The 26,256-nt window shown below is 70.1% G+C and carries 21 protein-coding genes and 1 pseudogene; 6 read left to right on the plus strand and 16 right to left on the minus strand.

Annotated elements, in window-relative coordinates; genetic code table 11:
* Positions 1-84: 84 nt before the first annotated feature.
* Positions 85-1,791, minus strand: coding sequence for a glycerol-3-phosphate dehydrogenase/oxidase (locus ACSYGN_RS15930; RefSeq protein WP_460396129.1), 1,707 nt, complete (start codon positions 1,789-1,791; stop codon positions 85-87).
* A 315-nt stretch (positions 1,792-2,106) separates the two neighbouring features.
* On the opposite strand from ACSYGN_RS15930, the gene ACSYGN_RS15935 reads away from it, so the two are divergent.
* Entirely contained in the window at positions 2,107-3,315 is a 1,209-nt protein-coding gene (locus ACSYGN_RS15935) for a nucleotide sugar dehydrogenase (protein WP_460396131.1), read from the plus strand.
* Positions 3,316-4,111: 796 nt separating this feature from the next.
* On the opposite strand, the gene ACSYGN_RS15940 is transcribed toward ACSYGN_RS15935, so the two are convergent.
* The 4 genes from ACSYGN_RS15940 to ACSYGN_RS15955 form a co-directional block, all read right to left on the minus strand.
* Positions 4,112-5,236, minus strand: coding sequence for a GuaB3 family IMP dehydrogenase-related protein (locus tag ACSYGN_RS15940; protein WP_460396133.1), 1,125 nt, complete (start codon positions 5,234-5,236; stop codon positions 4,112-4,114).
* A gap of 373 nt (positions 5,237-5,609) precedes the next feature.
* Positions 5,610-7,115, minus strand: a complete 1,506-nt coding sequence (gene guaB / locus ACSYGN_RS15945; protein ID WP_460396135.1) for an IMP dehydrogenase — start codon at positions 7,113-7,115, stop codon at positions 5,610-5,612.
* 180 nt (positions 7,116-7,295) lie between these two features.
* Positions 7,296-7,877: a sigma-70 family RNA polymerase sigma factor gene (locus ACSYGN_RS15950; protein ID WP_460396137.1), complete on the minus strand. Its 582-nt coding sequence runs from the start codon at positions 7,875-7,877 to the stop codon at positions 7,296-7,298.
* 479 nt (positions 7,878-8,356) lie between these two features.
* Positions 8,357-8,968, minus strand: a complete 612-nt coding sequence (locus tag ACSYGN_RS15955) for a response regulator transcription factor (protein WP_003948568.1) — start codon at positions 8,966-8,968, stop codon at positions 8,357-8,359.
* Between the two features lie 381 nt (positions 8,969-9,349).
* Here ACSYGN_RS15955 and ACSYGN_RS15960 point away from each other — a divergent pair, with 381 nt between their 5' ends.
* On the plus strand, positions 9,350-9,679 hold the full coding sequence (locus ACSYGN_RS15960) for a WhiB family transcriptional regulator (RefSeq protein ID WP_460396139.1): 330 nt from the start codon (positions 9,350-9,352) through the stop codon (positions 9,677-9,679).
* A gap of 214 nt (positions 9,680-9,893) precedes the next feature.
* Here the strand turns inward: ACSYGN_RS15960 and ACSYGN_RS15965 are convergent.
* Positions 9,894-10,790: pseudogene (locus ACSYGN_RS15965) on the minus strand (LysR family transcriptional regulator); the annotation flags it as partial.
* An 80-nt stretch (positions 10,791-10,870) separates the two neighbouring features.
* Between ACSYGN_RS15965 and ACSYGN_RS15970 the strand changes: the two are divergent.
* The 3 genes from ACSYGN_RS15970 (at position 10,871) to ACSYGN_RS15980 (ending at position 13,503) form a co-directional block, all read left to right on the plus strand.
* A complete protein-coding gene (locus ACSYGN_RS15970) occupies positions 10,871-11,545 on the plus strand; it encodes an MOSC domain-containing protein (protein ID WP_460396141.1) in 675 nt (224 codons plus the stop codon).
* A 188-nt stretch (positions 11,546-11,733) separates the two neighbouring features.
* Positions 11,734-12,507, plus strand: coding sequence for an SDR family NAD(P)-dependent oxidoreductase (locus tag ACSYGN_RS15975; protein ID WP_460396143.1), 774 nt, complete (start codon positions 11,734-11,736; stop codon positions 12,505-12,507).
* 288 nt (positions 12,508-12,795) lie between these two features.
* Positions 12,796-13,503 carry an ester cyclase gene (locus ACSYGN_RS15980; RefSeq protein WP_460396145.1) on the plus strand — a complete coding sequence of 236 codons (708 nt, stop codon included), beginning with the start codon at positions 12,796-12,798 and terminating at the stop codon, positions 13,501-13,503.
* 113 nt (positions 13,504-13,616) lie between these two features.
* On the opposite strand, the gene ACSYGN_RS15985 is transcribed toward ACSYGN_RS15980, so the two are convergent.
* The 5 genes from ACSYGN_RS15985 to ACSYGN_RS16005 form a co-directional block, all read right to left on the minus strand.
* The gene (locus ACSYGN_RS15985; protein ID WP_460396147.1) at positions 13,617-14,123 is read right to left on the minus strand and encodes a hypothetical protein; all 507 of its coding nucleotides are present in this window, start codon (positions 14,121-14,123) and stop codon (positions 13,617-13,619) included.
* Positions 14,124-14,307: 184 nt separating this feature from the next.
* Positions 14,308-15,933, minus strand: a complete 1,626-nt coding sequence (gene groL, locus ACSYGN_RS15990) for a chaperonin GroEL (RefSeq protein ID WP_460396149.1) — start codon at positions 15,931-15,933, stop codon at positions 14,308-14,310.
* 160 nt (positions 15,934-16,093) lie between these two features.
* Positions 16,094-16,402 carry a co-chaperone GroES gene (groES, locus tag ACSYGN_RS15995; RefSeq protein WP_039652762.1) on the minus strand — a complete coding sequence of 103 codons (309 nt, stop codon included), beginning with the start codon at positions 16,400-16,402 and terminating at the stop codon, positions 16,094-16,096.
* A 396-nt stretch (positions 16,403-16,798) separates the two neighbouring features.
* The gene (locus tag ACSYGN_RS16000) at positions 16,799-17,647 is read right to left on the minus strand and encodes a polysaccharide deacetylase family protein (protein ID WP_460396151.1); all 849 of its coding nucleotides are present in this window, start codon (positions 17,645-17,647) and stop codon (positions 16,799-16,801) included.
* A complete protein-coding gene (locus ACSYGN_RS16005) occupies positions 17,644-18,585 on the minus strand; it encodes a polysaccharide deacetylase family protein (protein ID WP_460396153.1) in 942 nt (313 codons plus the stop codon). The genes ACSYGN_RS16000 and ACSYGN_RS16005 overlap by 4 nt, the downstream gene beginning before the upstream one ends.
* Here ACSYGN_RS16005 and ACSYGN_RS16010 point away from each other — a divergent pair.
* Positions 18,584-19,939 (plus strand): class I SAM-dependent methyltransferase, encoded by a 1,356-nt coding sequence (locus tag ACSYGN_RS16010; RefSeq protein ID WP_460396155.1) that lies wholly within the window; start codon positions 18,584-18,586, stop codon positions 19,937-19,939. The genes ACSYGN_RS16005 and ACSYGN_RS16010 overlap by 2 nt on opposite strands.
* Positions 19,940-19,955: 16 nt before the next feature.
* Here the strand turns inward: ACSYGN_RS16010 and ACSYGN_RS16015 are convergent, their stop codons facing one another.
* From ACSYGN_RS16015 to ACSYGN_RS16035, 5 genes are all read right to left on the minus strand, one after another.
* Positions 19,956-21,194: an RNA polymerase sigma factor gene (locus ACSYGN_RS16015; RefSeq protein WP_460403500.1), complete on the minus strand. Its 1,239-nt coding sequence runs from the start codon at positions 21,192-21,194 to the stop codon at positions 19,956-19,958.
* 185 nt (positions 21,195-21,379) lie between these two features.
* The gene (locus ACSYGN_RS16020) at positions 21,380-21,736 is read right to left on the minus strand and encodes a YciI family protein (protein WP_460396156.1); all 357 of its coding nucleotides are present in this window, start codon (positions 21,734-21,736) and stop codon (positions 21,380-21,382) included.
* Between the two features lie 192 nt (positions 21,737-21,928).
* Entirely contained in the window at positions 21,929-22,939 is a 1,011-nt protein-coding gene (locus ACSYGN_RS16025; protein ID WP_460403502.1) for an LCP family protein, read from the minus strand.
* A gap of 186 nt (positions 22,940-23,125) precedes the next feature.
* The gene (locus ACSYGN_RS16030; protein WP_460396157.1) at positions 23,126-24,472 is read right to left on the minus strand and encodes an endo-1,4-beta-xylanase; all 1,347 of its coding nucleotides are present in this window, start codon (positions 24,470-24,472) and stop codon (positions 23,126-23,128) included.
* Between the two features lie 596 nt (positions 24,473-25,068).
* Positions 25,069-26,121 (minus strand): LacI family DNA-binding transcriptional regulator, encoded by a 1,053-nt coding sequence (locus tag ACSYGN_RS16035; RefSeq protein ID WP_460396158.1) that lies wholly within the window; start codon positions 26,119-26,121, stop codon positions 25,069-25,071.
* Positions 26,122-26,256: the final 135 nt, after the last annotated feature.

The raw sequence follows: 26,256 nt of genomic DNA on the forward strand, positions 1-26,256 counted from the left end.
TGGCCACTCGTTCGAGTGACATTCGAGTGATATCGGGAAACGGCGGGCGGGGGCGGCACCGGCCGCCCCCGCAACCTCAGTTGCTCACCGCGGCACGATGTCGGGGGCGCCCAGCCTGGCCGCGTCGGCCGTCAGGTCGTCGGGCTGGCGCTGCGACTCGCGTTCGGCCTCCACCCGCTTCTCGTAGTGCTCGACCTCGCGCCCGATCTGGTCCTCGTCCCAGCCCAGCACCGGCGCCATCAGCTCGGCGACCTCGCGGGCGCTGCCGGTGCCCCGGTCGAACGTCTCGATCGAGATACGGGTCCGCCGGGTCATCACGTCCTCCAGGTGCCGTGCGCCCTCATGGGCGGCGGCGTACACCACTTCGGCGCGCAGATAGTCGTCGGCCGCGCGCAGCGGCTCGCCCAGCGACGCGTCCGAGGCGACGAGGTCGAGCACCTCCTCGGTCATCGAGCCGAAGCGGTTCAGCAGATGCTCGACCCGTACGACATGGACGCCGGTGCGCGCCGCGATCCGTGCCCGCGCGTTCCACAGCGCCCGGTAGCCGTCCGCGCCCAGCAGCGGGATCTCCTCGGTGACACAGTCGGCGACCCGCATGTCGAGTCCGTGCACGGCCTCGTCCACGGCGTCCTTGGCCATCACCCGGTACGTCGTGAACTTGCCGCCCGCCACGACCACGAGGCCCGGCGCCGGATGCGCCACGGTGTGCTCACGCGACAGTTTGCTGGTGGCGTCGGACTCCCCGGCGAGCAGCGGCCGCAGCCCCGCATAGACACCCTGGACGTCGTCACGCGTGAGCGGCACCGCGAGCACCGAGTTGACGTGTTCCAGCAGATAGTCGATGTCGGCGCTGGAGGCCGCCGGGTGGGCCTTGTCGAGGTCCCAGTCGGTGTCGGTGGTCCCGACGATCCAGTGCCGTCCCCAGGGGATGACGAACAGCACGGACTTCTCGGTCCGCAGGATCAGCCCGGTCGTGGAGTGGATGCGGTCCTTGGGGACGACCAGATGGATGCCCTTGGAGGCGCGGACGTGGAACTGTCCCCGTTCGCCCACCATCGCCTGGGTGTCGTCGGTCCACACCCCGGTGGCGTTGACCACCTGCTTCGCGCGGACCTCGTACTCCCCGCCCGCGTCGACGTCCTTCACCCGCGCCCCGACCACACGGTCGCCCTCACGCAGAAAAGCCGTCACGCGCGCGTAGTTGGCAGCTTTCGCGCCGTACGACACCGCCGTGCGCACCAGCGTCGCCACCAGACGGGCGTCGTCCATCTGGGCGTCGTAGTACTGCAGCGCGCCGACCAGGGCGTCGCTGCGCAAGGCGGGGGCGACGCGCAGCGCCTGGCGGCGGGTCAGATGGCGGTGCATGGGCAGGCCGCGGCCGTGGCCCCGGGCCATCGACATCGCGTCGTAGAGCGCCACGCCCGAACCGGCGTACGGGCGCTCCCAGGCCTTGTGCTGGAGCGGGTAGAGGAACGGCACCGGTTTGACCAGGTGCGGGGCGAGGCGTTCGAGGAGCAGCCCGCGTTCCTTGAGTGCCTCGCGCACCAGGGCGAAGTCGAGCATCTCGAGATAGCGCAGGCCGCCGTGGATGAGCTTGCTGGACCTGCTGGAGGTGCCCGACGCCCAGTCACGCGCCTCCACCAGCCCTGTGGACAGGCCGCGGGTCACGGCGTCCAGCGCGGTGCCCGCGCCGACCACCCCGCCGCCCACCACCAGGACGTCCAGTTCGCGTTCGGCCATGGCCGCCAGTGACTCGGCGCGCTGCGCCGGGCCGAGTGTCGCTGTTCTCACCGCTGCCTCCCGCTGCTGTCGGTCGAGCCGTCGGTCGTGCCTTCGGTCCGGCCGTCGGTCGTGTCATCGGTAGTGCCATCGGTCGTGCCATGGGGGCGAAGCCCGGTTCGTACCCACCCTGCCCGAATTCTGACCGGCTTGCCCGACTTCGGCCACCACTCCCTTCCAGCCTGTGGACAACACTCACGGAAACACCACGCTCAATCCCGCATAACGGTCATATTTACTCCTAGTCTGACATTGCGCCCCGCTCATCCGGCCCACCCGGCTTGCGCACCCGCCCCGCACCGGCTACTGGCAAGGACGGTCCACGCCATGCCCGCAGACCTCGCCGTCATCGGACTCGGTCCGCTCGGCCTGCCCCTCGCCCAGGCCGCCGTCGCCGCGGGCATCCCCACCGTCGGCTACCCGACCGGCCCGGAATCCTGCGCCGTAAGCCCCGCCGAACTGCGCCGGATGCTCGCGGCGGGATTCCGTACGCCCGACGGCCCCGCGGAACTCGGCCGGGTGCGCACCGCCGTGATCTGCGCGCCCGTCCCGCGCGCCGCGGACGGCGGGCCGGACCTGGGCCAGGTGGAGTCGGCCGCCCGGACCCTCGCCCCGCGGCTGCGCCCGCACACCACGGTGATCCTCGAATCACCCGTCCCGCCCGGGACGACAGAGGAATTCCTGCGCCCGCTCCTGGAGGACGGCTCGGGCCTGCGCGCGGGCCGCGATTTCCACCTCGCCCACTCCCCCAGTCGGGTGGACCCCGGCAACCGCGACATCACGCCCGCCGGCACGCCCAAGGTCATCGGCGGCCTCACCCCCGCCTGCACCGAGTCGGCCGCCGCCTTCTACGGGCGGCTCACCGACAAGGTGGTCCGCGCGCGCGGGCCGCGCGAGGCCGAGACGGTGCAGCTCCTGGAGACCAATTACCGGCATGTCAACATCGCCCTGGTCAACGAGATGGCCGTCCTCTGCCACGACCTGGGTGTCGACCTGTGGGACGTCATCCGCTGCGCGGAGACCAAGCCGTTCGGGTTCCAGGCGTTCCGGCCCGGCCCCGGCGTCGGCGGCCACTCCGTCCCGCAGAACCTGACGGGCCACGCGGGCCGCTCCCTGCGCCTGGTGGAGCTGGCCCAGCAGGTCAACGGGCGGATGCCGCACTACGTCGTCCAGCGCGCCGCCGCGCTCCTCAACGAGCACGGCAAGTCCGCCCGCGGCGCACGCGTGCTGCTGCTCGGCGTCACGTACAAGCCCGACCTCGCCGACCGGCAGCAGACGCCCGCCCGGGAGATCGCCCTGGGGCTGATGGAACTGGGCGCCTCGGTCAGCTACCACGACCCCTACGTCCCCGCCTGGAGCGTCCTCGACCGCCCCGTCCCGCGCGCGGACTCCCTCTACGAGGCGGCGGCCCACGCGGACCTCACGATCCTCCTCCAGCAACACCGCACCTACGACCTCCAGGGCCTCTCTGTGAAGGCCCAGCTACTGCTCGACACGCGGGGCGCCACACCTACGGGGGCGGCGCATCGGTTGTGAAGGGGGGCGCGCGGGGTGGGCGGGCCTCCGGGGTTGGTGGCGTGGGGCTTGCGGCGCCAGTACCGTGGGGGCCAGTGGGGTCGGTCGCAGGGACTAATGCGGCAGGCTCCTGACTGGTTCGCGAGGCGTCCGTCCCTGGTTCATGCAGGGATGGCCGCACATTGTTCCGCCCAGAGGGCAGAGCCCACCGCAGCAGGCTACTGCGGCAGGCTCCTGGACGGTTCATGGAGTGTCCGCCCCTAGTTCCTATAGGGATGGCCGCCCATCGCCCCAGCCAAAAGGTGGAGCCCACCGCAGCGGCAAACTGCGGCAGGCTCCTGGACGGTTTACGGAGTGTCCACCCCTAGTCCTCTTGGGGGTGGCCGCTCACCATCCGAAGATCCGCAAAATCCACCTCCTCCGGCACTTCACCATCCACAGACGGATCCGGTCCCAGCGGGTGGGCTTGTGGTGACGTCCCATGGACGCCCCCTTCCACGACACCGCCCAGTAGCCCGGTGGACGGTCCGTCGGACATCGGGCCGGGCCCCGAGGGCCGGGGTCCGGAACAAAGTCCTTGGAAGGGGGCGCTCCAGAAGAACTGGGGCGCCGACACGGACGTTATCGCCCTCGACGCCGCCAACAGCCCGTTTTCGCCCCGAAGACAACCGCGCGCCCCCCTTTGCGCGCCCCGCGCCCCCCGACACGCCCACCACTCGCTCCACCTGTCGCGGCACAGAGCGCCTCGACACACACAGGGGGGGCCGGTCACCTCACCAGGTGACCGGCCCCCCTGTCGTACGTCCCGTCCGGAGGACTACCGCTTGTGCTGCGAGTCCGCCACCGTGACCTCGACCCGCTGGAACTCCTTCAGCTCGCTGTAGCCCGTGGTGGCCATGGCACGGCGGAGGGCGCCGAAGAGGTTCATGGAGCCGTCCGAGGTGTGGGACGGGCCGGTGAGGACCTCCTCGATGGTGCCGACGGTGCCGAGGTGGACCTTCTTGCCGCGCGGCAGTTCCTCGTTGACCGCCTCCATGCCCCAGTGGTGGCCCTTGCCCGGCGCGTCGGTGGCGCGCGCGAGCGGGGAGCCCATCATCACCGAGTCGGCGCCGCAGGCGATCGCCTTGGGCAGGTCGCCGGACCAGCCGACGCCGCCGTCCGCGATGACGTGCACATAGCGGCCGCCGGACTCGTCCATGTAGTCGCGGCGGGCGGCGGCCACGTCGGCGACGGCCGTGGCCATCGGGACCTGGATGCCGAGGACGTTGCGCGTGGTGTGCGCGGCGCCGCCGCCGAAGCCGACCAGGACGCCCGCCGCGCCGGTGCGCATCAGGTGCAGGGCCGCCGTGTAGGTGGCGCAGCCGCCGACGATCACCGGGACGTCGAGCTCGTAGATGAACTGCTTCAGGTTCAGCGGTTCGTGCGCGCCGGAGACATGCTCCGCGGAGACGGTCGTACCGCGGATGACGAAGATGTCCACGCCCGCGTCGACGACGGCCTTGGAGAACTGGGCCGTGCGCTGCGGGGAGAGCGCGGCGGCGGTGACCACACCGGAGTCGCGCACCTCCTTGATGCGCGCGCCGATCAGTTCCTCCTTGATGGGCGCGGCGTAGATCTCCTGGAGACGCCGGGTCGCCGTCTCGTCGTCCAGGCCGACGATCTCGTCGAGCAGCGGCTGCGGGTCCTCGTACCGGGTCCACAGGCCTTCGAGGTTCAGCACGCCCAGGCCGCCGAGCTCGCCGATGCGGATGGCGGTGGCCGGGGAGACGACCGAGTCCATGGGGGCGGCCAGGAAGGGCAGCTCGAAGCGGTAGGCGTCGATCTGCCAGGCGATCGAGACCTCCTTCGGGTCCCGCGTACGGCGGCTGGGGACGACCGCGATGTCGTCGAAGGCATACGCCCGGCGGCCGCGCTTGCCGCGCCCGATCTCGATCTCAGTCACGTCTGTGGCCTTTCCCTGATGCGTTTCAGCGTCTTCCAGTATCGCCGACCGGCACGACAAGGGCGGCCCCGGAGGATCCTGGACGAATCCGGGCCGCCCTCGTCGGTGCATCAGGGGGTGCTTCAGCGGTGCCGCCACACCGCTTCAAGGCGGCTTCGTGCGGCTTCACGCGCGCGTGGGCGTCAATGGGGGGCGGGTGGTGGGACGGGTGCGGGTTGTGGGGCTTGTTCGCGCAGTTCCCCGCGCCCCTGGGGGGTTGCTGTGCCGTGGGCTGCCCGTTGCCCCACCTCGCAGGGGGCTGCGGCCTGTCCGCGGGTGCGGGTCGGTTGTGGCTGGTCGCGCAGTTCCCCGCGCCCCTTCAGGGCGCGGGACATCACTTGCGGCTGTAGTTCGGTGCCTCGACGGTCATCTGGATGTCGTGCGGGTGGCTCTCCTTGAGGCCCGCGGAGGTGATGCGGACGAAGCGGCCGTTCTCCTGGAGGTCCGGCACGGTCCGGCCGCCGACGTAGAACATCGACTGGCGCAGGCCGCCGACGAGCTGGTGGACGACGGAGGACAGCGGGCCGCGGTAGGGCACCTGGCCCTCGATACCCTCCGGGATCAGCTGATCGTCGGAGGCGATGCCCTCCTGGAAGTAGCGGTCCTTGGAGAACGACTTGCGGTCGCCGCGGGTCTGCATGGCGCCCAGGGAGCCCATGCCGCGGTACGACTTGAACTGCTTGCCGTTGATGAAGAGCAGCTCGCCCGGGGACTCCTCGCAGCCCGCGAGCAGTGAGCCCAGCATCACCGTGTCGGCACCGGCGACCAGGGCCTTGGCGATGTCGCCGGAGTACTGCAGGCCGCCGTCGCCGATGACGGGGACGCCGGCGGCCTTGGCGGCGAGGGCGGCCTCGTAGATCGCGGTGACCTGCGGGACGCCGACACCGGCGACGACCCGGGTGGTGCAGATGGAGCCGGGGCCGACGCCGACCTTGATGCCGTCCACGCCGGAGTCGATGAGCGCCTGGGCGCCGTCACGGGTGGCGATGTTGCCGCCGATGACGTCGATGCCCGAGGAGTTCGACTTGATCTTGGCGACCATGTCGCCGACCAGCCGGGAGTGGCCGTGCGCGGTGTCGACGACGATGAAGTCGGCACCGGCCTCGATGAGGGCCTGGGCACGCTCGAAGGCGTCACCGGCCACGCCGACCGCGGCGCCGACCAGGAGACGGCCCTTGGCGTCCTTGGCGGCGTTGGGGTACTTCTCCGCCTTGACGAAGTCCTTGACGGTGATCAGGCCCTTGAGGACACCGCTGTCGTCGACCAGGGGCAGCTTCTCGATCTTGTGCTTGCGCAGCAGCCCGATGGCCTCGGCACCGGAGATGCCGACCTTGCCGGTGACCAGCGGCATCGGCGTCATGACCTCGCTGACCCGGCGTTCGCGGTCGGTCTCGAAGGCCATGTCACGGTTGGTGACGATGCCGAGCAGCTTTCCGGAGCCGTCGGTGACGGGCACGCCGCTGATACGGAACCTGCCGCACAGCGCGTCGGCCTCGGCGAGCGTGGCGTCCGGGTGGATGGTGATGGGGTTGGCCACCATGCCGGACTCGGAGCGCTTCACCAGGTCGACCTGGTTGGCCTGGTCCTCGATGGAGAGATTGCGGTGCAGTACACCGACGCCGCCCTGGCGGGCCATCGCGATCGCCATGCGCGATTCGGTGACCTTGTCCATGGCGGCGGACAGGAGCGGGATGTTGACCCGCACGTTCCGGGAGACGTACGAGGCGGTGTCGATCTCGTCGGGCGCCATGTCCGACGAGCCCGGCAGCAGCAGCACGTCGTCGTAGGTCAGCCCGAGTGTCGCGAATTTTCCGGGCACTCCGTCGACGTTGGCAGTCATGACACCTTCCCCAAATGGCCTTGATCGGTGCGGATGTCCATGCTAACGGGAAGTATCAACCTCCCATTCCACCGTTGCGGACCGCTTCAGGCTTCGTATGTTCGTACGGATATGGATACGGGGGCGTGTGTTCGGCAGTTCATGCGAGTTCATGCGCCACGCATGCGAGGGGAGTTTGTCCTACTGCTCGGCCAGCGCGCGGAGCCTGCTCAGGGCCCGGTGCTGCGCCACCCGGACCGCGCCGGGTGACATTCCCAACATCTGGCCGGTCTCCTCGGCCGTGAGGCCCACGGCGATACGCAGAAGCAGCAGTTCGCGCTGGTTCTCCGGCAGGTTGGCGAGGAGTTTCTTGGCCCAGGCGGCGTCGCTGCTGAGCAGGGCGCGTTCCTCCGGGCCGAGGGAGTCGTCGGGACGTTCCGGCATCTCGTCGGAGGGGACCGCGGTGGAGCCGGGGTGACGCATCGCGGCGCGCTGGAGGTCGGCCACCTTGTGCGCGGCGATGGCGAAGACGAACGCCTCGAAGGGGCGGCCGGTGTCCCGGTAGCGCGGCAGGGCGAGGAGGACGGCGACACAGACCTCCTGGGCGAGGTCCTCGACGAAATGACGCGCGTCACCCGGAAGCCGCGACAGGCGGGTGCGGCAGTAGCGCAGCGCGAGCGGGTGGACGTGGGCCAGCAGATCGTGGGTCGCCTGCTCGTCCCCGTCGACGGCGCGGTGGACGAGCGGACCGATCGCCCCGGTGGCCGCATCGTCGTCGCGCATCGGTCCATGGTGCCTTGACGTCGTTCGCTCCGTGGCATCACGCCCGTGGTTGTGCACCGAAGCGTTATGAGCAGGTGCGCCGGAACTCATCCCCTGCGCCCTCCCCTTCCGCTCGACCGACTCGTCCCCGAGAGACTCCACATCTCAAGGATGCGGCATCCGCGGCGAAACGAGCAGCGGGTACCGGGCGGAGCACCGGGCGGACCGATTCACCGTCCCGCCGGCTGTGCGGCGGACGGGGATTCCCGCGCCCGGTTTCTCCATCCCGATGGCCTGTGTCAACACCCGTGCCGACAGGGCCGTCTCCCCGGTCGGGGACCTGTCCCGGACCTGGTCGGCCCGAGGCCCCCGCCGGGACCGGGGTCCTGCCCGGCCACGGCCTTGTCGGCCCTGAATCCGTTCGGTTCTGGATCCTGTCGGCCGGGCTGAGGGTCCCGTCGCCGACCTGAATCCGGTTACCGGAGTGGGATCCCTCGGCCCTAGCGGACCAGGCCCCAGCGGAACCCGAGGGCCACCGCGTGCGCGCGGTCCGACGCGCCGAGCTTCTTGAACAGCCGCCGCGCGTGTGTCTTGACGGTGTCCTCGGAGAGGAACAGCTCGCGGCCGATCTCGGCGTTGGAGCGGCCGTGGCTCATGCCTTCCAGGACCTGGATCTCACGCGCGGTGAGCGTGGGCGCGGCGCCCATCTCGGCGGAACGCAGCCGGCGCGGGGCCAGCCGCCAGGTCGGGTCGGCGAGCGCCTGGGTGACGGTCGCGCGCAGTTCCGCGCGCGAGGCGTCCTTGTGCAGATAGCCACGGGCGCCCGCGGCCACGGCGAGCGCCACACCGTCCAGGTCCTCGGCGACGGTGAGCATGATGATGCGCGCACCGGGGTCGGCGGACAGCAGCCGCCGAACGGTCTCGACGCCGCCCAGACCGGGCATGCGTACGTCCATCAGAATCAGGTCCGAGCGATCGGCGCCCCAGCGGCGGAGGACTTCCTCGCCGTTGGCCGCCGTCGTCACGCGCTCGACGCCGGGCACGGTCGCGACCGCGCGGCGAAGCGCCTCTCGGGCAAGCGGGGAGTCGTCGCAGACGAGGACGGATGTCATGGCCGCCCTCCGCAACTGATGCGCGTCACCTTGTGCCTCCAGGCTGGTACGAAATCGTCACCTGTGCGGTCGACCGTCTCGGACGCCTGCCCGAGCTCTTGTGTTTTCAACCGCCTCCGCACTCTCAACGACGGTCACTCGAAAGAGTTACGGGGCCGTGTGCCATCTTCGGCACTCTACGTGAGGGCACGGACACGGTGCAGACATGCCCGGCCGGTCCTCAATTTTTCATCACAACCCGTGCCCCATTCAGCCGCTTTTCTTCCCGTTTCACGGTGTCTGGGGCTAGATTCGCAATGAGTCATATTTTCATCTCCTTACAACGGAGATGTACGGTCGTTGGCACCGTATCCGCTCAGAACGGCTACAAGGGGTCACGCAATGGCAGATTTCTCCCGCCTTCCCGGACCGAACGCTGACCTGTGGGACTGGCAGCTCCTGGCTGCGTGCCGCGGGGTCGACAGCTCGCTCTTCTTCCATCCCGAGGGGGAGCGCGGTGCGGCTCGGAGCGCTCGAGAGAACTCGGCCAAGGAGGTCTGCATGAGGTGCCCGGTCCGTGCGGAATGCGCCGCACACGCGCTGGCGGTACGCGAGCCGTACGGGGTCTGGGGCGGACTGACCGAGGACGAGCGCGAAGAGCTCATGGGACGGGCGCGGAACCGGCTGGTGACCGCATCGGCGGCCAGCGGGGACGGCGTCTCGAACACTTGAAGGAACGTTTCTTCGATCTACCACTTCTCACTGATTGCACAGGGCACGCGCACGCGTGCCCTCATTTTTCGCCGCCCCGAGGATTTCGGCCCTCTTGATGGCCCGGATGGCCTTGATACCCCCGATGCCCTTGGAGCTCTTGATGTCCTTGCGGCTCCTGAAGCCCGTGCCGCTCATGATGTTCTTGGCGAGCCTGACGGGCCTGGCGGGTCTGTCGGACCGACGCGCGCGTGAGATGGTCCAGCGTGGCCGCCACCGTCGGCACCCGCGCCAGATCGGGCAGGGTGAGTGCGACGATCTCCCGCCGCACGGGCGGTTCCAGCGCGACCATGCGCACCCCCCGGGGCCGTACGGACTCGATGGCGAGCTGGGGCAGGACCGCCACACCGAGGCCCGCACCCACCAGGCCGACCACCGCCGGATAGTCGTCGGTCGCGAAGTCGATACGGGGCGTGAAGCCCGCGCTCTCGCAGACCTCGACCAGTTGGCCGCGGCAGCGCGGGCACCCGGCGATCCAGGGCTCGCGCGCGAGGTCGGCGATGGCGACGGCACCGGCGCCGCCGAGCGGGTGCCGCTCCGGCACCAGAGCCACGAGCCGGTCCGTCAGCAGGCGCCGTACGACGAGGTCGGCCCACTCCTCCGCGCCGCCCGCCGCGTGCTCGTACCGGAAGGCGAGCGCGATGTCGCAGTCGCCCTCGCGCAGCAGTTCCACGGAGCGCGGCGGTTCGGCCTCCTGGAGGGACACCCGGGTGCCGGGGTGCGCGGCGCGCAGGGCGGCCAGCGCGGTCGGCACGAGAGTCGAGCTGCCGCTGGGGAAGGAGACGAGCCGGACCCGGCCTGCCCGCAGTCCCGCGATGGCCGCGATCTCCTCCTCGGCGGCGGTGAGCCCGGCGAGGATGCCCGCCGCATGCCGTACGAGGGCTTCCCCGGCCTGGGTCAGACGCATCTCTCGTCCGCCGCGGACGAGGAGGGGCGTGCCCACCGAGGTCTCCAGGGCCTTCATCTGCTGGCTGACTGCGGGCTGGGTGCAGCCCAGTTCGCGGCCGGCGGCCGAGAAGGAGCCAGTGGTGGCGACGGCGCGCAGGACACGGAGATGGCGGGCCTCGATCATGCTCTCATCATAAGTCAGGCTTTGATGTCGTGCCCGAAAATGCCTCGATACTTTGGGGTGGTCGTGCGTACTGTACTGATATGCGACTTCTCTCGGTGAACCTCGGCCGGACCACGGCCGTGGAGTACACGGACCAGGCGGAGGGCCTGACCGGTATCGACAAGCGTCCCGCGGAGGGTCCGGTGCGGGTCGCCGCGCCCGGCCCGAAGGGGACCGGCGGCAGCGGGCTGGCCGGGGACGCGGTGTGCGACCTGCGCTATCACGGCGGGGACGACCAGGCGGTGTACGCGGTCGCCCGCGAGGACCTCGACGACTGGGAGCGGGAGCTGGGCCGCACCCTGCCCAACGGCTCCTTCGGCGAGAACCTCACGACGGAGGGCCTCGATGTGTCCGGCGCCCTGATCGGCGAGCGCTGGCGCGTGGGTCCGGAGCTGGTCCTGGAGGTCACCTCGGGACGCATCCCGTGCCGTACCTTCCAGGCCCATCTGGGTGAACGGGGCTGGGTGAAGAGGTTCACGGGCAAGGGGGCGCCCGGCGCCTATCTGCGGGTGGTCGAGCCGGGTGAGATACGGGCAGGCGACCGGGTCGAGATCGTGCACCGGCCGGACCACGAAGTGACGGTGGCCCTCCTGTTCCGCGCGGAGACCACCGAGCGCGGCCTTCTGCCGCGGGTCCTCGCGGCGGGAACCGCGCTGCATCCCGACTCGAGGGAAGAGGCAGAGCGCTATGTGGCGAAGTACGGGGGCCTTCGCTAGGGGGCACGGGGTTGTGCCGACATGCGGCTGTGCCGACATGCTCGGCTCCGCCGCGATGGGGGTACCTCCCTGCTCGGACGAAGTCGAGAGCTTGGGGGAGCGACCAGCCACGACGGTGCCGCGGACGACAGACGGCACATCGCGGTACTTCCAGCGGAGCGCTTAGTCCGGGTAACTACTCTTGGGCCATGACAACGGCTCTGATTACGGGATCGACCGCAGGGATCGGCGCCGCGTTCGCGCGGCGGCTGGCTGCCGACGGACACGATCTGGTCCTGGTGGCCCGGGACACCAAGCGATTGCGCGAGCAGGCGACCGAACTCCACGACCGGCACGGCATCGAGGCCGAGGTGCTGACCGCCGATCTGGCGACGGACGACGGCATCGACGCGGTCGCCGCACGGCTCTCCGACCGGAAGAACCCGGTCGATCTCCTCGTCAACAACGCGGGCTTCGGCAACAAGGGCCGCTATCTCGATGTCTCCATGGCCGACGAGCTGAAGATGATCAAGGTGCACTGCGAGGCGGTGCTCCGGTTGACGTCGGCCGCGACGGAGTCGATGCGCGAGCGGGGGCGCGGGGGCGTCGTCAATGTCGCGTCGGTGGCCGCGTTCGTACCGCGCGGCACCTACGGCGCGTCCAAGGCGTGGGTCGTGCAGTTCACCCAGGGCGCGGCGCGGGACCTGGCCGGGAGCGGGGTGCGGCTGATGGTGCTGTGCCCCGGGTTCGTGCGCACCGAGTTCCACCAGCGGGCCGGGATGGCCACGGACAGCATCCCCAACTGGATGTGGCTGGACGCCGACAAGCTGGTCGCGGCGGCGCTCCACGACATGGCGCGCGGAAAGTCGCTGTCGATCCCGGACCCCCGGTACAAGGCGCTGATGGGTCTGGTGAAGGTGACGCCTCGTGGGCTGCTGGGAGGGATCACCTCCCGGACCGGCCGGAAGTACGGGCCGCAGTAGAGCAGTAGAGACGTAGAGCAGTAGAGACGTACGCGACCCGGAGATGAGCGGAAGGAGTGGGGACAGAGGTGAGTGACGCCTCGTTAGGTGCGCCGGTGCAGGCGTCCGCCGTCTGCACCGTCGACATCCGCTCGGCCCGGTCGCAGCCGCCGCCCGCACGGCATCAGGAACCGGGCACCCATGCCGCCATCCGTGCGACATCACATGCCGGAACTTTCGGTGCGAAGATATGCATATCTACCGTACCCGGGCATTCAGGCACACTGTACGGACCGGAGGCACCCCACCATGACCTTCGTACAGCTCATCGACTGCAAGACCAGCCGCTTCGACGACATGAACCGGCTGATGGACACGTGGGTCGAGGCGACCAGCGGTAAGCGGACCGCGACCCACAACGTGATCGGCAAGGACCGGTCGGACGCGTCGCACTTCATAGAGATCGTGGAGTTCCCCTCGTACGAGGAGGCGATGCGGAACTCGAACCTCCCGGAGACGGACAGGATCTTCCGGGACATGGTTGCCCTGTGCGACGAGATGCCGACGTTCACGGACCTCGACGTGGTGCGCGACGAGCAACTGGCCTCGGCCACGGTGCGCAGGCTGTTCGAGACGATGGCCACATCGGACGAACTGCCCCCGCTGAACGACCTGTTCGCCGAGAACTACCACGACCACGACCCGGCCAACGAGCAGGACACCCTCGGGCTGGACAACATCCGGCGTGAGGTCGAGATGTGGCGCGGCGGCTTCGACTTCTCGTTCACCGTCGAGGACCAGATCGCCGAGGGCGACCAGGTCTGCACCCGCTGGACCTGGAACGGCACCCACAAGGGCGACTTCCTGGGCATCCCGGCAACGGGCAGGAACGTCACCATGACCGGCACGACGGTCTTCCGCTGCGGGACGGACGGCAGGATCACCGAGGGCTGGTGGCAGTACGACCGTCTCGGCCTGATGTCCCAGCTGGGCGTCCTGGACACCCTGGAGACCTGACCCGCCCCGGAACCCCCTGGATCCGCGAGGGGCAGCCCCCGTTCCCGCACCGCGGGAGCGGGGGTTTCCGCGACGATCGACCGCGCGCGGCCGTCCGCACGAACGCGGCCCGTTCATCGGCGCCGACGGAGAGGGATGCCGCCTTGGGCCGTCGTCTCCTGTGCATCCTGAGCCCGCCCGTCAGGCGTCCTCGAACCTCCAGGCCACGAGCAGGTGATCGCAGGTGACCCGATCAGACACACGTCATAGAGCGTGACGGCGAGTGAGTTCCAGTGAAAGCCCGACGCCATGAAGCCCGGGCCCGGATCCCCGTCCGAGTCCTGAACGTCCCCGGCGTGGCCGTGGTTCGTGAAGAACACGGCACGGTCCCCCACCGACGCCAGCACCTCACGAACGCACCCGTCCCTCACCTCGTCGGGCTCCCGGAGCGACGGATCGGGGCCGTCGTAGAAGGATCCCACCGCGAGGAACGTCAGCAGGTCCCGAGCGCCCTCCCCCGTGACCGGCAGCAGGCTCTCCCTCACCGACTCACGTGTCACCGTCTCGAACAGCGGCACCGGATCGACACCGACGCTCCGTCCGACGGCCCCTCCACGCATGAACGCCACCACGTCGTCCACCCAGTCGCGGTGGCCCCTGGGCGTCAGACAGAGGACGGTACGGAACGGGTCGAACCATGCGGTCGCGCACCCGGGCAGCACACCTGCGCTCACGGACACCCCTCTCCTGGCGGACAGCCCGGAGGCCCGGCACCCCAGGTGTTCAGGGGTGCCGGGCCTCCGGTGCGGTGACTGGGCCGGTGCCTCAGTGGGCGTGGCCGTGGCCGCCGGCCGCGGGGGCCGCCGGCTCCTCTTCCTTCTTCTCGACGACCAGGGTCTCGGTCGTGAGGAGGAGGGAGGCGATCGACGCGGCGTTCTCCAGGGCGGAGCGCGTGACCTTCACCGGGTCGATGACGCCGGCCTTGACCAGGTCGCCGTACTCGCCGGTGGCGGCGTTGTAGCCGTTGCCCTTCTCCAGCTCCGCCACCTTGGAGACGATGACGTAGCCCTCAAGGCCCGCGTTCTCCGCGATCCAGCGCAGCGGCTCGACGGCGGCGCGGCGGACGACCGCGACACCCGTGGCCTCGTCGCCGGTCTTGCCGAGGTTGTCCTCCAGGACCTTGACCGCGTGGACGAGGGCCGAGCCACCGCCGGAGACGATGCCCTCCTCGACCGCGGCGCGGGTCGCCGAGATGGCGTCCTCCAGGCGGTGCTTCTTCTCCTTCAGCTCCACCTCGGTGGCGGCGCCGACCTTGATCACGCACACGCCGCCGGCCAGCTTCGCGAGGCGCTCCTGGAGCTTCTCGCGGTCCCAGTCGGAGTCCGTGTTCTCGATCTCGGCCTTGATCTGCGCGATGCGGCCCTGCACGTCCTCGGACTTGCCGGCACCGTCGACGATCGTCGTGTCGTCCTTGGTGATGGTGACCCGGCGGGCGGTGCCCAGCACCTCGGTGCCGACCTGGTCGAGCTTGAGGCCGACCTCCTCGGAGATCACGGTCGCGCCGGTCAGCGTCGCCATGTCCTGGAGCATCGCCTTGCGGCGGTCGCCGAAGCCGGGGGCCTTGACCGCGACCGCGTTGAAGGTGCCGCGGATCTTGTTGACGACGAGGGTGGACAGGGCCTCGCCCTCCACGTCCTCGGCGATGATCAGCAGCGGCTTGGAGGCGTTGGTCTGGATGACCTTCTCCAGCAGCGGCAGCATGTCCGCGATCGCGGCGATCTTGCCCTGGTGGATCAGGATGTACGGCTCGTCGAGGACGGCCTCCATGCGCTCCTGGTCCGTGACGAAGTACGGCGACAGGTAGCCCTTGTCGAAGGCCATGCCCTCGGTGAAGTCCAGCTCCAGACCGAAGGTGTTGGACTCCTCGACGGTGATGACACCGTCCTTGCCGACCTTGTCCATCGCCTCGGCGATCAGCTCGCCGACCTGCTGGTCCTGCGCCGACAGCGCGGCCACCGCGGCGATGTCCGACTTCTCGTCGATCGGGCGGGCCGAGGCGTGCAGTTCCTCCGACACCGCCTTCACCGCGGCGTCGATGCCCTTCTTCAGGGAGGCCGGGGAGGCACCGGCGGCGACGTTGCGCAGGCCCTCGCGCACCAGCGCCTGGGCGAGCACGGTGGCGGTGGTGGTGCCGTCACCCGCGATGTCGTTGGTCTTGGTCGCCACCTCCTTCACCAGCTGGGCGCCGAGGTTCTCGTACGGGTCGTCGAGCTCGACCTCGCGGGCGATGGTGACGCCGTCGTTGGTGATGGTGGGCGCGCCGAACTTCTTGTCGATGACGACGTTGCGGCCCTTCGGACCGATCGTCACCTTGACCGTGTCGGCCAGCTTGTTGACGCCGCGCTCGAGGGCGCGACGGGCGTCCTCGTCGAACTTCAGGATCTTCGCCATGACAGCGGGAGCCCTCTCGGAAATCTGTGGGTGAAAACGGCGCTGCGCCCCGGCGCCCGTTGTCTGTGGTCCCGGGGGCCTGGGGCGCAGCGTCATCTGTCTGGCATCTGGCATCAGGCAGCAGAACGTTCCTCTGCCTGTCAGTCAGGAAGTGAAGTGACTACTTCTCGATGATCGCGAGCACGTCGCGAGCCGAGAGGACGAGGTACTCCTCGCCGTTGTACTTCACCTCGGTGCCGCCGTACTTGCTGTACAGGACGACGTCGCCGACCTTGACGTCGAGCGGAAGGCGCTCGCCGTTCTCGAAACGGCCCGGGCCCACGGCGAGGACGGCGCCCTCCTGGGGCTTCTCCTTCGCGGTGTCCGGGATGACCAGGCCAGAGGCCGTGGTCTGCTCGGCGTCCAGCGGCTGGACCACGATGCGGTCCTCGAGCGGCTTGATGGCAACCTTGGAGCTGGCGGTCGTCACGATCCGACCTCCCCCTTCGGAGATCTCACGGGGTTAACTGTCTGAGGTGGCGACCAGGTCGATCCGTCGTCGCGGGTGCCGGACCTGCCCGTCGCTTTGTTGGCACTCTCCAGGGGGGAGTGCCAGAGCCGAGACTATGACTGCGGTTAGCACTCGGTCAAGCGGAGTGCCAGTTGCCTGCGGCGCGTCGGCCGATCGGTTCATTTGCCTACGGCTGTTTTGTCGGCACCCTTGGCTGCAGTGGGCGTCTCTGGGGGCTGCGCCCCCAGACCCCCCTTTCGGCCCTTCGGGCCTCGTCCTCAAACGCCGGACGGGCTGGATAGTGCTGGCCTTGCCCTCAGAAGTGCCGCGATAACCCCGCCAGTGCCGCAATAACCCCCGCCCACTCATCGCTGGCTACAGGTAGTCCTCCAAGCGGCCCGCCGTCAGGCCCTCCGTCTGCAGCTTTCGCAGGAGGCTCGTTGTTCTTGTTCCCGGGCTTCTCGGGGGGATGCGGACGATGTCTCCCGGGTGGAGGTGGGGGGCGCCTCGGGTGTAGGTCAGGGTGGTTTTCGTCAGGGTGGCTCGCCACAAGATCAGGGCGCCTACTCCGCAGTCCGCTGCGGCTCGCAGGGTTGTCGTGTCGTAGGTGCCGTGGGGTGGGCGGAGGAAGCGGGCGTGGGTGTTCAGGCGGGCTCGGAGGCGGTCCTGCTCGGCGCAGATCCGGGTGTGCTGGGTGCGGTACGGCAGGCCGCGCAGGGGGTGGTGGTCGAGGGTCCGGTTCTGTACGGCGGCTCCCGCGGCGCGCAGTCTCGTGAACTCGGCGTGGTCCGTGTCGGCGGGGGTGCCGGTGACGAACACCGTGACCGGGAGGTGCAGGTCGCGGACCATGTCGGGGAAGCGGGGGTCGCGGGGGTAGCGGGGGTCCCGGTGGGCGCTGGTGTCGTAGTCGTAGGTCAGGAACACCACCCGGTCGCGGGTGGGGATGTGGTCCAGGGCGGGTGGGAGGCCGGGGCCCGCCGTGCGGGCCGGGGGTGCGGCCGAGGGCTTCGGGGGGCGGGTCAGGGGGGCGGGGAGGCCCCAGCGGCGGTACGGGGGCAGTCCCGCGCCGGGGACGGCGTGCGCGGTCGGGTGGTCCACTCGCTGGGCCGCCTTTTTGCCGAGGCGCTCGATGGGGTCCACCGACTGGGCGCAGGACGTGAGCGGCAGGAGCAGGAGCAGGGTCAGGAGGAGGGTGGGGGCGGTCAGCGGCCTGCGCGGGGTCACAGGTAGTCCTCCAGGCGCGCCACCGCGTAGCCCTCGGCGGTGACCTTGGCCAGGAAGCGGCGGACCATGTCGGGCATCGTGCCCTTCCACTCCGTACGGCCCCGGAAGTGGGTCAGGACGATGTCACCGGGGTGCAGGTGCTGGTCCGCCTCCCGGTACTCCCAGTGGTCCACGAACACCTCCTCGTCCCAGATCGGCGCGTACCGGATGCCGCACGACTTGGCGGCCCGCAGGGTGTTCCGGTCGTAGCTGCCGTAGGGCGGGCGCAGGACGGCCGGGCGCTTGCCGAACTGTTTCTCCATCACGTCCTGCATGCCGCAGATCTCCTGCTTCTGCTCGTCGTAGGACATGCCCCGCAGATCGGGGTGGTGGAGCGTGTGGTTGTCGAGGGTGATGCCCAGGGAGCGCATGCGGCGGAAGTAGGCGTAGTCATCCTTGATCAGGAAGTTGCTGAGGAACGCCGTGTACGGGATGTGCAGGTCCTTCATCATCCGCAGGAACTCGGGGTCCTTCTCGTTGCCGTCGTCGATCGTGAGGAAGACGACCTTGTCCCGGGTGGGGACCGTGGTGAAGACCGGGGGGAGGTTCAGTTCCTCCTGGCCGTCGACCTCGAAGCCCTTGCGGGCCGTGATCCTCGGCTTGCGGGCCGGGGGCAGCGGGGGCGTCAGCGGGACCTGGCGCAGGCCCCAGCGTCTCGCCACGGCGGCACGGGCGGTGTACGTGGCGCGCAGCCGCGTGGCGTACGTGTCCAGGGCGCGGGCGGCGGCGGGAGCGCGGCCGGCCTCCTGGCCCGGGGCGGGGTGGCCGGTGGCATCGGGTCCGGTCTGCGACGTACAGCCGGAGGCGACGGCGACTGCCGCCAGGGCGGTGGTGAGACCGGCACGGATCACCTTCCGCCCCTTTGCCCTCTTCTTGTCATTTTGTACGACCACTCGCATGGTGCCGGATCCTCCCAGGCACCGGCCCCCGACCCCGGCCGACACCGCCGCCACTGCCGTACCGTCCACCGACTGGCCCACATCCGCCCTGCGGCTGATCGACAATGACCCGGTGAACGCCCACGCCCCCCTCGACGCCCTCGATGCCCTTCGCGCCCTCCTCGCCCCCGAGGGCCGCGCCCTCCTCGACGAGGTGCGCGGCACCGCCCCCGCCGACGAACTGGCCGTGGCCACCCGGCTGCGCCGCGAGCACGCGCCGGAGCTGGTGTCGGCGGCACTCGGTCAGACGCGGCTGCGGCAGCGGGCGGCGGCGAAGTTCCCGGCGGCCGACGCGGAGCGGATGTTCTTCACACCGAACGGGGTCGAGCAGTCCACCCGGACGAGCGTGGCCGCGTACCGGGCCGGGCGGCTGCGGGAGCTGGGCGTGGCCTCGGTCGCCGATCTGTGCTGCGGCATCGGCGGCGACGCCATCGCGCTGGCCCGCGCCGGGATCCGGGTCCTCGCGGTGGACCGGGACCCGCTGACGGCGGCGGTGGCGCGGGCGAACGCGGCCGAGCTGGGACTCTCGGACCTCGTCGAGGTGCGGGAGGCGGATGTCACGGAGGTGGACACATCGTCGTACGACGCCGTCTTCGCCGACCCGGCGCGGCGCGGGGGCCGGGGGCGGATCTTCGACCCGGAGGCGTACTCGCCGCCGCTGTCCTGGGCGGTCGGGGCCACCGCGGCGGCGCGGGTGGCCGCGCTGAAGATCGCACCGGGCATCCCCCACGAGTCGCTCCCGGCGGCGGCCGAGGCGGAGTGGGTCTCGGACGGCGGCGATGTGAAGGAGGCCGTGCTCTGGTTCGGGGAGGGGAGCACACCGGGCGCGGTACGGGCCACCCTGCTGCCGGGGCCGCGCACCCTGCTCGGGCGCGGGCTGCCCGATCCCGGAGTACGGCCGGTGGGACGGTACCTGTACGAACCCGACGGCGCCGTCATCCGCGCGCACCTGGTCGCCGAGGTCGCCGAGGAGATCGGCGGCGGGCTGATCGACCCGACGATCGCGTACATCACGGCCGACGAGGCACGCCCCACCCCCTACGCGTCGGCGTACGAGATCACCGACCAACTGCCCTTCAGTGTGAAGAAGTTGAAGGCACTGCTCCGTGAACGGGAGGTCGGCACGCTCACGGTCAAGAAGCGCGGCTCGGCCGTCGAGCCGGAGGAACTGCGCAGGAAGGTCAAGCCGTCGGGCCCCCACTCGGCAACCGTCTTTCTGACTCGGGTCGCGGGCGCGCCGACGATGCTCATCGGTCGGCCCGTCCAGCCCACCGACCCCATTGACCCCGTCGACCCCATCGACCCCATCGGCTGAGACAGCCGACTCGCCGTCACTCGCACCCCTCCGCCCGTCCCAGCAGCAGTTCCCGCTCGCGTTCGTTGCGGGTCAGGGCCGCCGCTCGTTCAAACTCCTCGCGGGCCTCGGTCTTACGGCCCAGGCGGAGGAGGAGGTCGGCTCGGACGCTCGGGAGCAAGTGGTAGTCGCGGAGGGCGGGTTCGGTGGCCAGAGTGTCCACCAGTTCCAGGGCCCGGGCCGGGCCTTCGGCCATCGAGACGGCCACCGCGCGGTTCAACTCGACCACGGGGGACGGGGTCCGGGCCGCCAGCAGAGCGTACAGGGTCGCGATGGCGGGCCAGTCCGTCTCCTTGTAGGTGTAGGCACGGGCGTGGCACGCGGCGATCGCCGCCTGGAGGGCGTACGGGCCCGGGGCGCCGGTCGCCGCTGCATCCGCACGGGACAGGGCCGCGACGCCGCGGATGATGAGCAGGCGGTTCCAGCGGCGGCGGTTCTGGTCCTTGAGGAGGACCGGGGTGCCGTCCGGGCCGGTGCGGGCGGCCGTACGGGACGCCTGGAACTCCAGCAGCGCGGCCAGTCCGTGCACCTCGGGTTCCTTGGGCATCAGCCCGGCCAGCAGACGGGCCAGCCGCAGCGCGCCCTCGCACAGTTCGGGGCGCAGCAGATCGGCGCCGGCCGTCGCGGCGTACCCCTCGTTGAAGATCAGATAGATCACGTCGAGGACCGAGCCGAGCCGTGCCTCGCGGTCCGGGCCGTACGGCACCTCGAAGGCGACGTTCTTCGTCGCCAGCGTCCGCTTCGCCCGGACGATGCGCTGCGCGACCGTCGGCTCCGGGGTGAGGAACGCGCGGGCGATCTCGGCCGTGGTGAGGCCTCCCAGCAGGCGCAGGGTGAGCGCGGTGCGTGCCTCGGGCGGCAGGACCGGGTGGCAGGCGGTGAACACCAGGCGGAGGAGGTCGTCGTCGATGTCTTCCGGATCGGACGGTTCCTCCGGCTGCGCCGTCGTCGTCGCCGTCGCCGCCGTCAGGTCCCTGCCGATCTCCTGGAGCTTGCGGGCGTAGTTCTCCCGGCGTCTGACCAGGTCCACGGCGCGATGACGGGCGGTGGCCGTCAGCCAAGCGCCCGGGTTGTCCGGGACGCCGTCCCGGGGCCAGCGTTCCAGGGCGGCGACCAGGGCGTCCTGGGCCAGTTCCTCGGCGATGCCCACATCGCGGACCACCCGGGCCACGGCCGCGACCACGCGGGGGTATTCGAGGCGGAAGACCGTCTCGATCGCGTGCTCGGCAGCGGTGCCGTCCCGGTCCGGGGGCGGGGGCGAGCTGTGCTTCGGGAGTGCGGTGCGCTCCGGGGGCGGGGTGCGCTCCGGGGGCTGCTGCGGTTCCACGTCCACAGTCCACCATCGAACACCCCGCCTCGGGTCCGGCAAAGGACCGCCGGTCGGGCCGCCCCCCGGACGGCTCAGGACTCCATGATCTCCCGCACCTCGCAGGTCACCGTCCAGTAGTCCTCGTGGACCTTCAGGAAGCGCTTCGTCCACTCCAGGGCCTCGGCCTTGTCCTTGCACTGCATCAGCGCGTAACCGCCGACGACCTCCTTCGACTCGGTGAACGGGCCGTCCGTCACGGAGAGCTTCCCGCCCTCCCAGTGCACCCGGGTGCCCTCCGCGGTGGGGGTCAGTCCCGCGGTGTCGAGCATCACCCCGGCCTTGGTGATCTCCTCGATCAGCTCTCCCATCCGCTGCATCAGCTCGGGGCTCGGGCCCTCGGCGGGCACGGCGGACTCGTCGACACGGATCAGTGACAGGTAACGAGGCATGGTGACTCCTTGGGTTCAGTTCACGATCCGGGCGGCCGCTGCGGTACGGCCGCCCGCCTCTCACCCATTGCGTCGAACGGAACCCCGCCGGATCGACAGACGCGCCGGAATTTCCTCGAGAATTTCTCGCCGAGCGTCTCCAAGCCACTGTTTCCGCAGGTCAGCGCAGTACGTCTACGTCAGCGCAGTACGTCAGCGCAGCGACGCCCAGAGGGTGCTCGCCGCCGGTTCCTTCGCCACCACGCGGTTGGGGTCACTCGGGGCGGTCACCACCGGCATCATCACCGTCTTGACGTTCCCCGGCTCCAGGCCGCCCAGGCTCTTGCCGAGGGTCATCAGCTCGGCGAGCGAGTCCAGGCCGGTGTCCGTGGTCAGGCTGTCGGTCACCGCGTCGGCGACCTCGTACAGCTTGGCCGGGTCGGTCAGCAGGTTCTCGGAGGAGATCCGCTTCAGCAGGGCCTTCACGAGCTTCTGCTGGAGGCCTATGCGGCCGAGGTCGCTGCCGTCGCCTATGCCGTGCCGGGTGCGGGCGAGGGCCAGGGCCTGCTTGCCGTTCAGATGGTGGGTGCCGGCCTTGAGGTGGAGGTGGCTGTCGTCGTCGTCGATGTCCTCGTCCGTGGTGACCGTGACCCCGCCCAGGGCGTTCACCAGCTTCGCGAAGCCGGAGAAGTCAATCTCGATGTAGTGGTCCATGCGGACGTTCGTCAGGGACTCGACCGTCTTGACCGCGCACACCGGCCCGCCCACCGAGTACGCGCTGTTGAACATCGCGCCGTACGACACCGCCGTGGAACCCCCCGACGACAGCGGGCAGGAGGGACGCGTGACGAGGGTGTCGCGCGGGATGCTGACCACAGTCGCGTCCTCACGGCCCGCGTCGATGTGCACCACCATCGCCGTGTCGGAGCGGGCGCCCGAGCTGTTGCCGCCGCCGAGTTCCTTGTTGGCCTTGCCGCTGCGCGAGTCCGAGCCGAGGACCAGGATGTTCACGGATCCGCTGGGCAAGGGCGAGGCGGAGGCAGAGGCAGAGGTGGACGCGGAGGCCGACGGGGTCGTCACCGCCCGTGCGGGGCGGTCGTCGCCGAGCGCGCTGTTGATGTCGACGCTCTTGATGTTGTCGTTGAGCTGCCAGTAGGCCCAGCCCGCCGCGGCGATCCCCACGACCAGGGTGCCCGCCAGGGTGAGGCCGACGGCCTTCAGCACCGCCGACCGCCGGCCCACCCCTCTGCCGTCCTTGCCGCTCCCGCCGTTCGCCTCAAGTCCTGTCACGGTCAGGAAGGTAGGTGCGGATTATTAGGACTTTGTTAGGAGCGGGGTCGTGCGGCGGTTTTCTTCGGAGAATCTCACGATTCTCACCCCCGCCTCAGCCGTCCCGGCCCCCGCGGTGGTTCAGCCCAGGGTCACCGTCGGCAGCGGATTGCTGCCGCTCCAGGACCCGTTGAAGCCGAAGGTCACTGAACCGCCGTCCGGGACCGTCCCGTTGTACGAGGCGTTCGTGCAGGTCACCGCCGCGCCCGACTGGGTACAGGTCGCGTTCCACGCCTGGGTGATCTGCTGGCCCGCGCCGTACGTCCATGTCGCCTTCCACGACGACAGCGAGGCGCCCGAGCAGGCGATCTTCACCTGGCCCGTGAAGCCGGTGTTCCACTGGTTCACCACGCTGTACGTCGCCGAGCACGCGCCGGTCGGCGGCGGGGTCGTGGTCGTGCCGCCGAGGGCCTCGGAGATGCCGTAGTACGCCGGTTTCGGCGCGTAGTTCTCGTCGTACGGTGTCGCCGCCCCGTACCCCGGGAACGTGCCGGGCACCCAGGAGTCGGAGTCGGTGAATCCCCACACCGTGATGTTGACGCAGCGGCTGACGGCCGCGCATGCCGCCGTCACCGACTTGAAGTCGGCCTTCTGCTGCGCCAGCGAGGCGTCGGTGGCGGGGAGTTGCATACGCACATCCAGCTCGGTGATCGCGACGTCGACGCCGAGGTCGGCGAAGCGCTGGATGTTCTGCTGGAGGGTGGAGGGGACCTGGCCGAGGATCAGATGGGCCTGGAGGCCGACGCCGTCGATCGGGACGCCTTGGTCCTTGAGGGACTTGACCAGGTTGTAGAGCGCGGTGCTCTTCGCGTTGACGCCCTCGACGTTGTAGTCGTTGATGTAGAGCTTGGCGGCGGGGTCGGCCGCGTGGGCCCAGGTCAGGGCGCTCGCGATATAGCCGGAGCCGAGGCCGTTGTACCAGAGGGTGGAGCGGTAGGTGCCGTCCTCGTTGAAGGGTTCGTTGACGACGTCCCATGCCGCGATGTCGCCCTTGTAGCGGGTGACCTCGGTGCTGATGTGGTTCTGGAGCAGGCTGCTGAGCTGGGCCGAGGTCCAGGTGCCGTTGGTCAGCCAGCTCGGGTTCTGGCTGTGCCAGACCAGGGTGTGGCCGCGGACCTGCTGGTTGTGGGCCTTCGCGAATGCCACGATCTGGTCGGCCTCGGACCAGTTGAAACTGCCCTGTGTCGGCTCGACCGAGCCCCACTTCATGGCGTTGCCGGGGGTGAGGGAGCTGAACTGGCCGGCCGCGATGTCGCCGTAGGTGCCGGTGAGTTTGGAGCCGGTGACTGCGGTGCCGATCACTTTGCTCTTTGCTGCGGCCAGGTCGCGGAGGGGGGTGTCTGCGGCGTGCGCGGTGGGCGTCGCCGCCAGGAGGAGGGCGGCGGTGACCAGTCCGGTCAGGGGTAAGCCCGTTCTCAGAGATCTCATTGCGGGTGCCTCCGAAAGTTTCGGCTGTGCAACCGATTGACTTCGGAGCAGTGTGGGGGGCGCGGTGAGTGTCGTCAACCCGGCGGGTTGGTGGGGTGGGTGCGGGTTGTTTGTGGCTGATCGCGCAGTTCCCCGCGCCCCTGAGGGGGTTGCTGTGCCGTGGGTGCGACCCTCGGGCGCCTTCGCAGGGGGCTGCGGACCTGTCGCGGGTGCGGGTTGTTTGTGGCTGATCGCGCAGTTCCCCGCGCCCCTGGGGGGTTGCGGTCCCGTTGCGCCTGATCCGCACCCCGACTCGCAGGGGGCTGCGGACCCATCCGCGGGTGCGGGGCGGTTGTGGCTGGTCGCTCCCCCAAGCTCTCAACTTCGTTCGAGCAGGGAGGTACCCCCTTCGCGGCGGAGCCGCACATCGACACAGCCCCGCGCCCCTTCAGGGCGCTGCCGAACCGCAGCGGACTTCGCCCGAAACGCAGGGGACTGCAACTCCCCAGGGGCGCGGGGCTGTACTGATATGCGGCTCCGCCGCGTGGGCGCGACCAGCCACGATGATGCCGCAGGCGACAGACGGAACATCGCGGCACTTCCAACGGAGCGAGCGCCTAGCCCGCCGCAGGCGACGCCGTGCTGCTGCGCACCACCAGGCTCGTTGCCAGTTCCACCCTCGTCGCCCGGGCCGGTTCCTCCTCTCGGCTCAGGTCCAGGAGGAGTTTCGCTGCTGCTTCTGCCATTTCTGTCAGGGGCTGGCGGACCGTGGTCAGCGGGGGGCCGACCCAGCGGGCGACCGGGAGGTCGTCGAAGCCGACGACGCTCAGGTCCTCCGGGATGCGGAGGCCCAGTTCGCGGGCGGCTTCGTAGAGGCCGAGGGCCTGGAGGTCGTTGCCGGCAAAGATCGCCGTGGGGCGGTCCGGGCGGCGCAGGAGGTCGAGGCCGAGGCGGTAGCCGGCCTCGTGGTGGAAGTCGCCGGCCTTGATGAGGGTGGGGTCGACCGGTACCCCCGCCGTCTCCAGGGCGGCCCGGTAGCCGTCGACGCGGGCGCGGCTGCACATCATCCGTGAGGGCCCGCTGATCGCGCCGATGCGGGTGTGGCCGAGTTCGACCAGGTGCCGGGTCGCGGCGAGGCCGCCCTGCCAGTTGGTGGCGCCGATCGAGGGGACGTCGGCGCCCGGGTCACCGGCCGGGTCCATGACCACGAACGGGATGGAGCGGCTGGTCAGCAGGGCGCGCTGGGACTCGTCGAGGCCCGACAGCACCAGGATCACGCCGTGCGGGCGGCGGGCGGCCACCTGGTCGGCCCAGGTGCGGCCGGGGGTGAGGCGGCCCGCGCTCTCGCTGAGCACGACACTCAGCCCGGCCTCCCGCGCCACGTTCTCCACGCCCCGGATGACCTCCATCGCCCAGGCGCTCTCCAGTTCGTGGAAGACCAGGTCGATCAGCGGGGATCGGGTGGCCTCGGCGCGGCGGCGCCGGTAGCCGTGCGTGCGCAGCAGTTCCTCGACGCGCATGCGGGTGCCGGGGGCGACATCGGCGCGTCCGTTGAGAACTTTCGAAACAGTCGGAGCGGACACCCCGGCCTCGCGGGCGATCTCGGCGAGCGTCGCGGTCTGGGCCGACCGAGCTGCCGTCTGGGCTTCAGCGGATTCCGGAGCTGTCATGTCGGCGATCGTAACCCTGCACAACCCCTTGACGAAGTCCTCTGCGGGCCATAACTTTCCGGAACATTCGGAGTGTGATCCGAAACATTCGTACCGGGCACCATCTCGCATCAACTGGCAGCAACTCGCACCATT

This window comes from Streptomyces sp. YIM S03343 (assembly GCF_054729195.1).

Bases quoted from the DNA above. Each gene is read 5' to 3' on its own strand.
- ACSYGN_RS15960 (WP_460396139.1), top strand. From the start codon at position 9,350: ATGGCAGATTTCTCCCGCCTTCCCGGACCGAACGCTGACCTGTGGGAC.
- ACSYGN_RS16020 (WP_460396156.1), bottom strand. From the start codon at position 21,736: ATGCCTCGTTACCTGTCACTGATCCGTGTCGACGAGTCCGCCGTGCCC.
- ACSYGN_RS16010 (WP_460396155.1), top strand. From the start codon at position 18,584: ATGGTGCCGGATCCTCCCAGGCACCGGCCCCCGACCCCGGCCGACACC.
- guaB (WP_460396135.1), bottom strand. From the start codon at position 7,115: ATGACTGCCAACGTCGACGGAGTGCCCGGAAAATTCGCGACACTCGGG.
- ACSYGN_RS16005 (WP_460396153.1), bottom strand. From the start codon at position 18,585: ATGCGAGTGGTCGTACAAAATGACAAGAAGAGGGCAAAGGGGCGGAAG.
- ACSYGN_RS15980 (WP_460396145.1), top strand. From the start codon at position 12,796: ATGACCTTCGTACAGCTCATCGACTGCAAGACCAGCCGCTTCGACGAC.
- ACSYGN_RS15970 (WP_460396141.1), top strand. From the start codon at position 10,871: ATGCGACTTCTCTCGGTGAACCTCGGCCGGACCACGGCCGTGGAGTAC.
- ACSYGN_RS15935 (WP_460396131.1), top strand. From the start codon at position 2,107: ATGCCCGCAGACCTCGCCGTCATCGGACTCGGTCCGCTCGGCCTGCCC.
- ACSYGN_RS15955 (WP_003948568.1), bottom strand. From the start codon at position 8,968: ATGACATCCGTCCTCGTCTGCGACGACTCCCCGCTTGCCCGAGAGGCG.
- ACSYGN_RS16030 (WP_460396157.1), bottom strand. From the start codon at position 24,472: ATGAGATCTCTGAGAACGGGCTTACCCCTGACCGGACTGGTCACCGCC.
- ACSYGN_RS15975 (WP_460396143.1), top strand. From the start codon at position 11,734: ATGACAACGGCTCTGATTACGGGATCGACCGCAGGGATCGGCGCCGCG.
- ACSYGN_RS15950 (WP_460396137.1), bottom strand. From the start codon at position 7,877: ATGCGCGACGACGATGCGGCCACCGGGGCGATCGGTCCGCTCGTCCAC.
- ACSYGN_RS16035 (WP_460396158.1), bottom strand. From the start codon at position 26,121: ATGACAGCTCCGGAATCCGCTGAAGCCCAGACGGCAGCTCGGTCGGCC.
- groL (WP_460396149.1), bottom strand. From the start codon at position 15,933: ATGGCGAAGATCCTGAAGTTCGACGAGGACGCCCGTCGCGCCCTCGAG.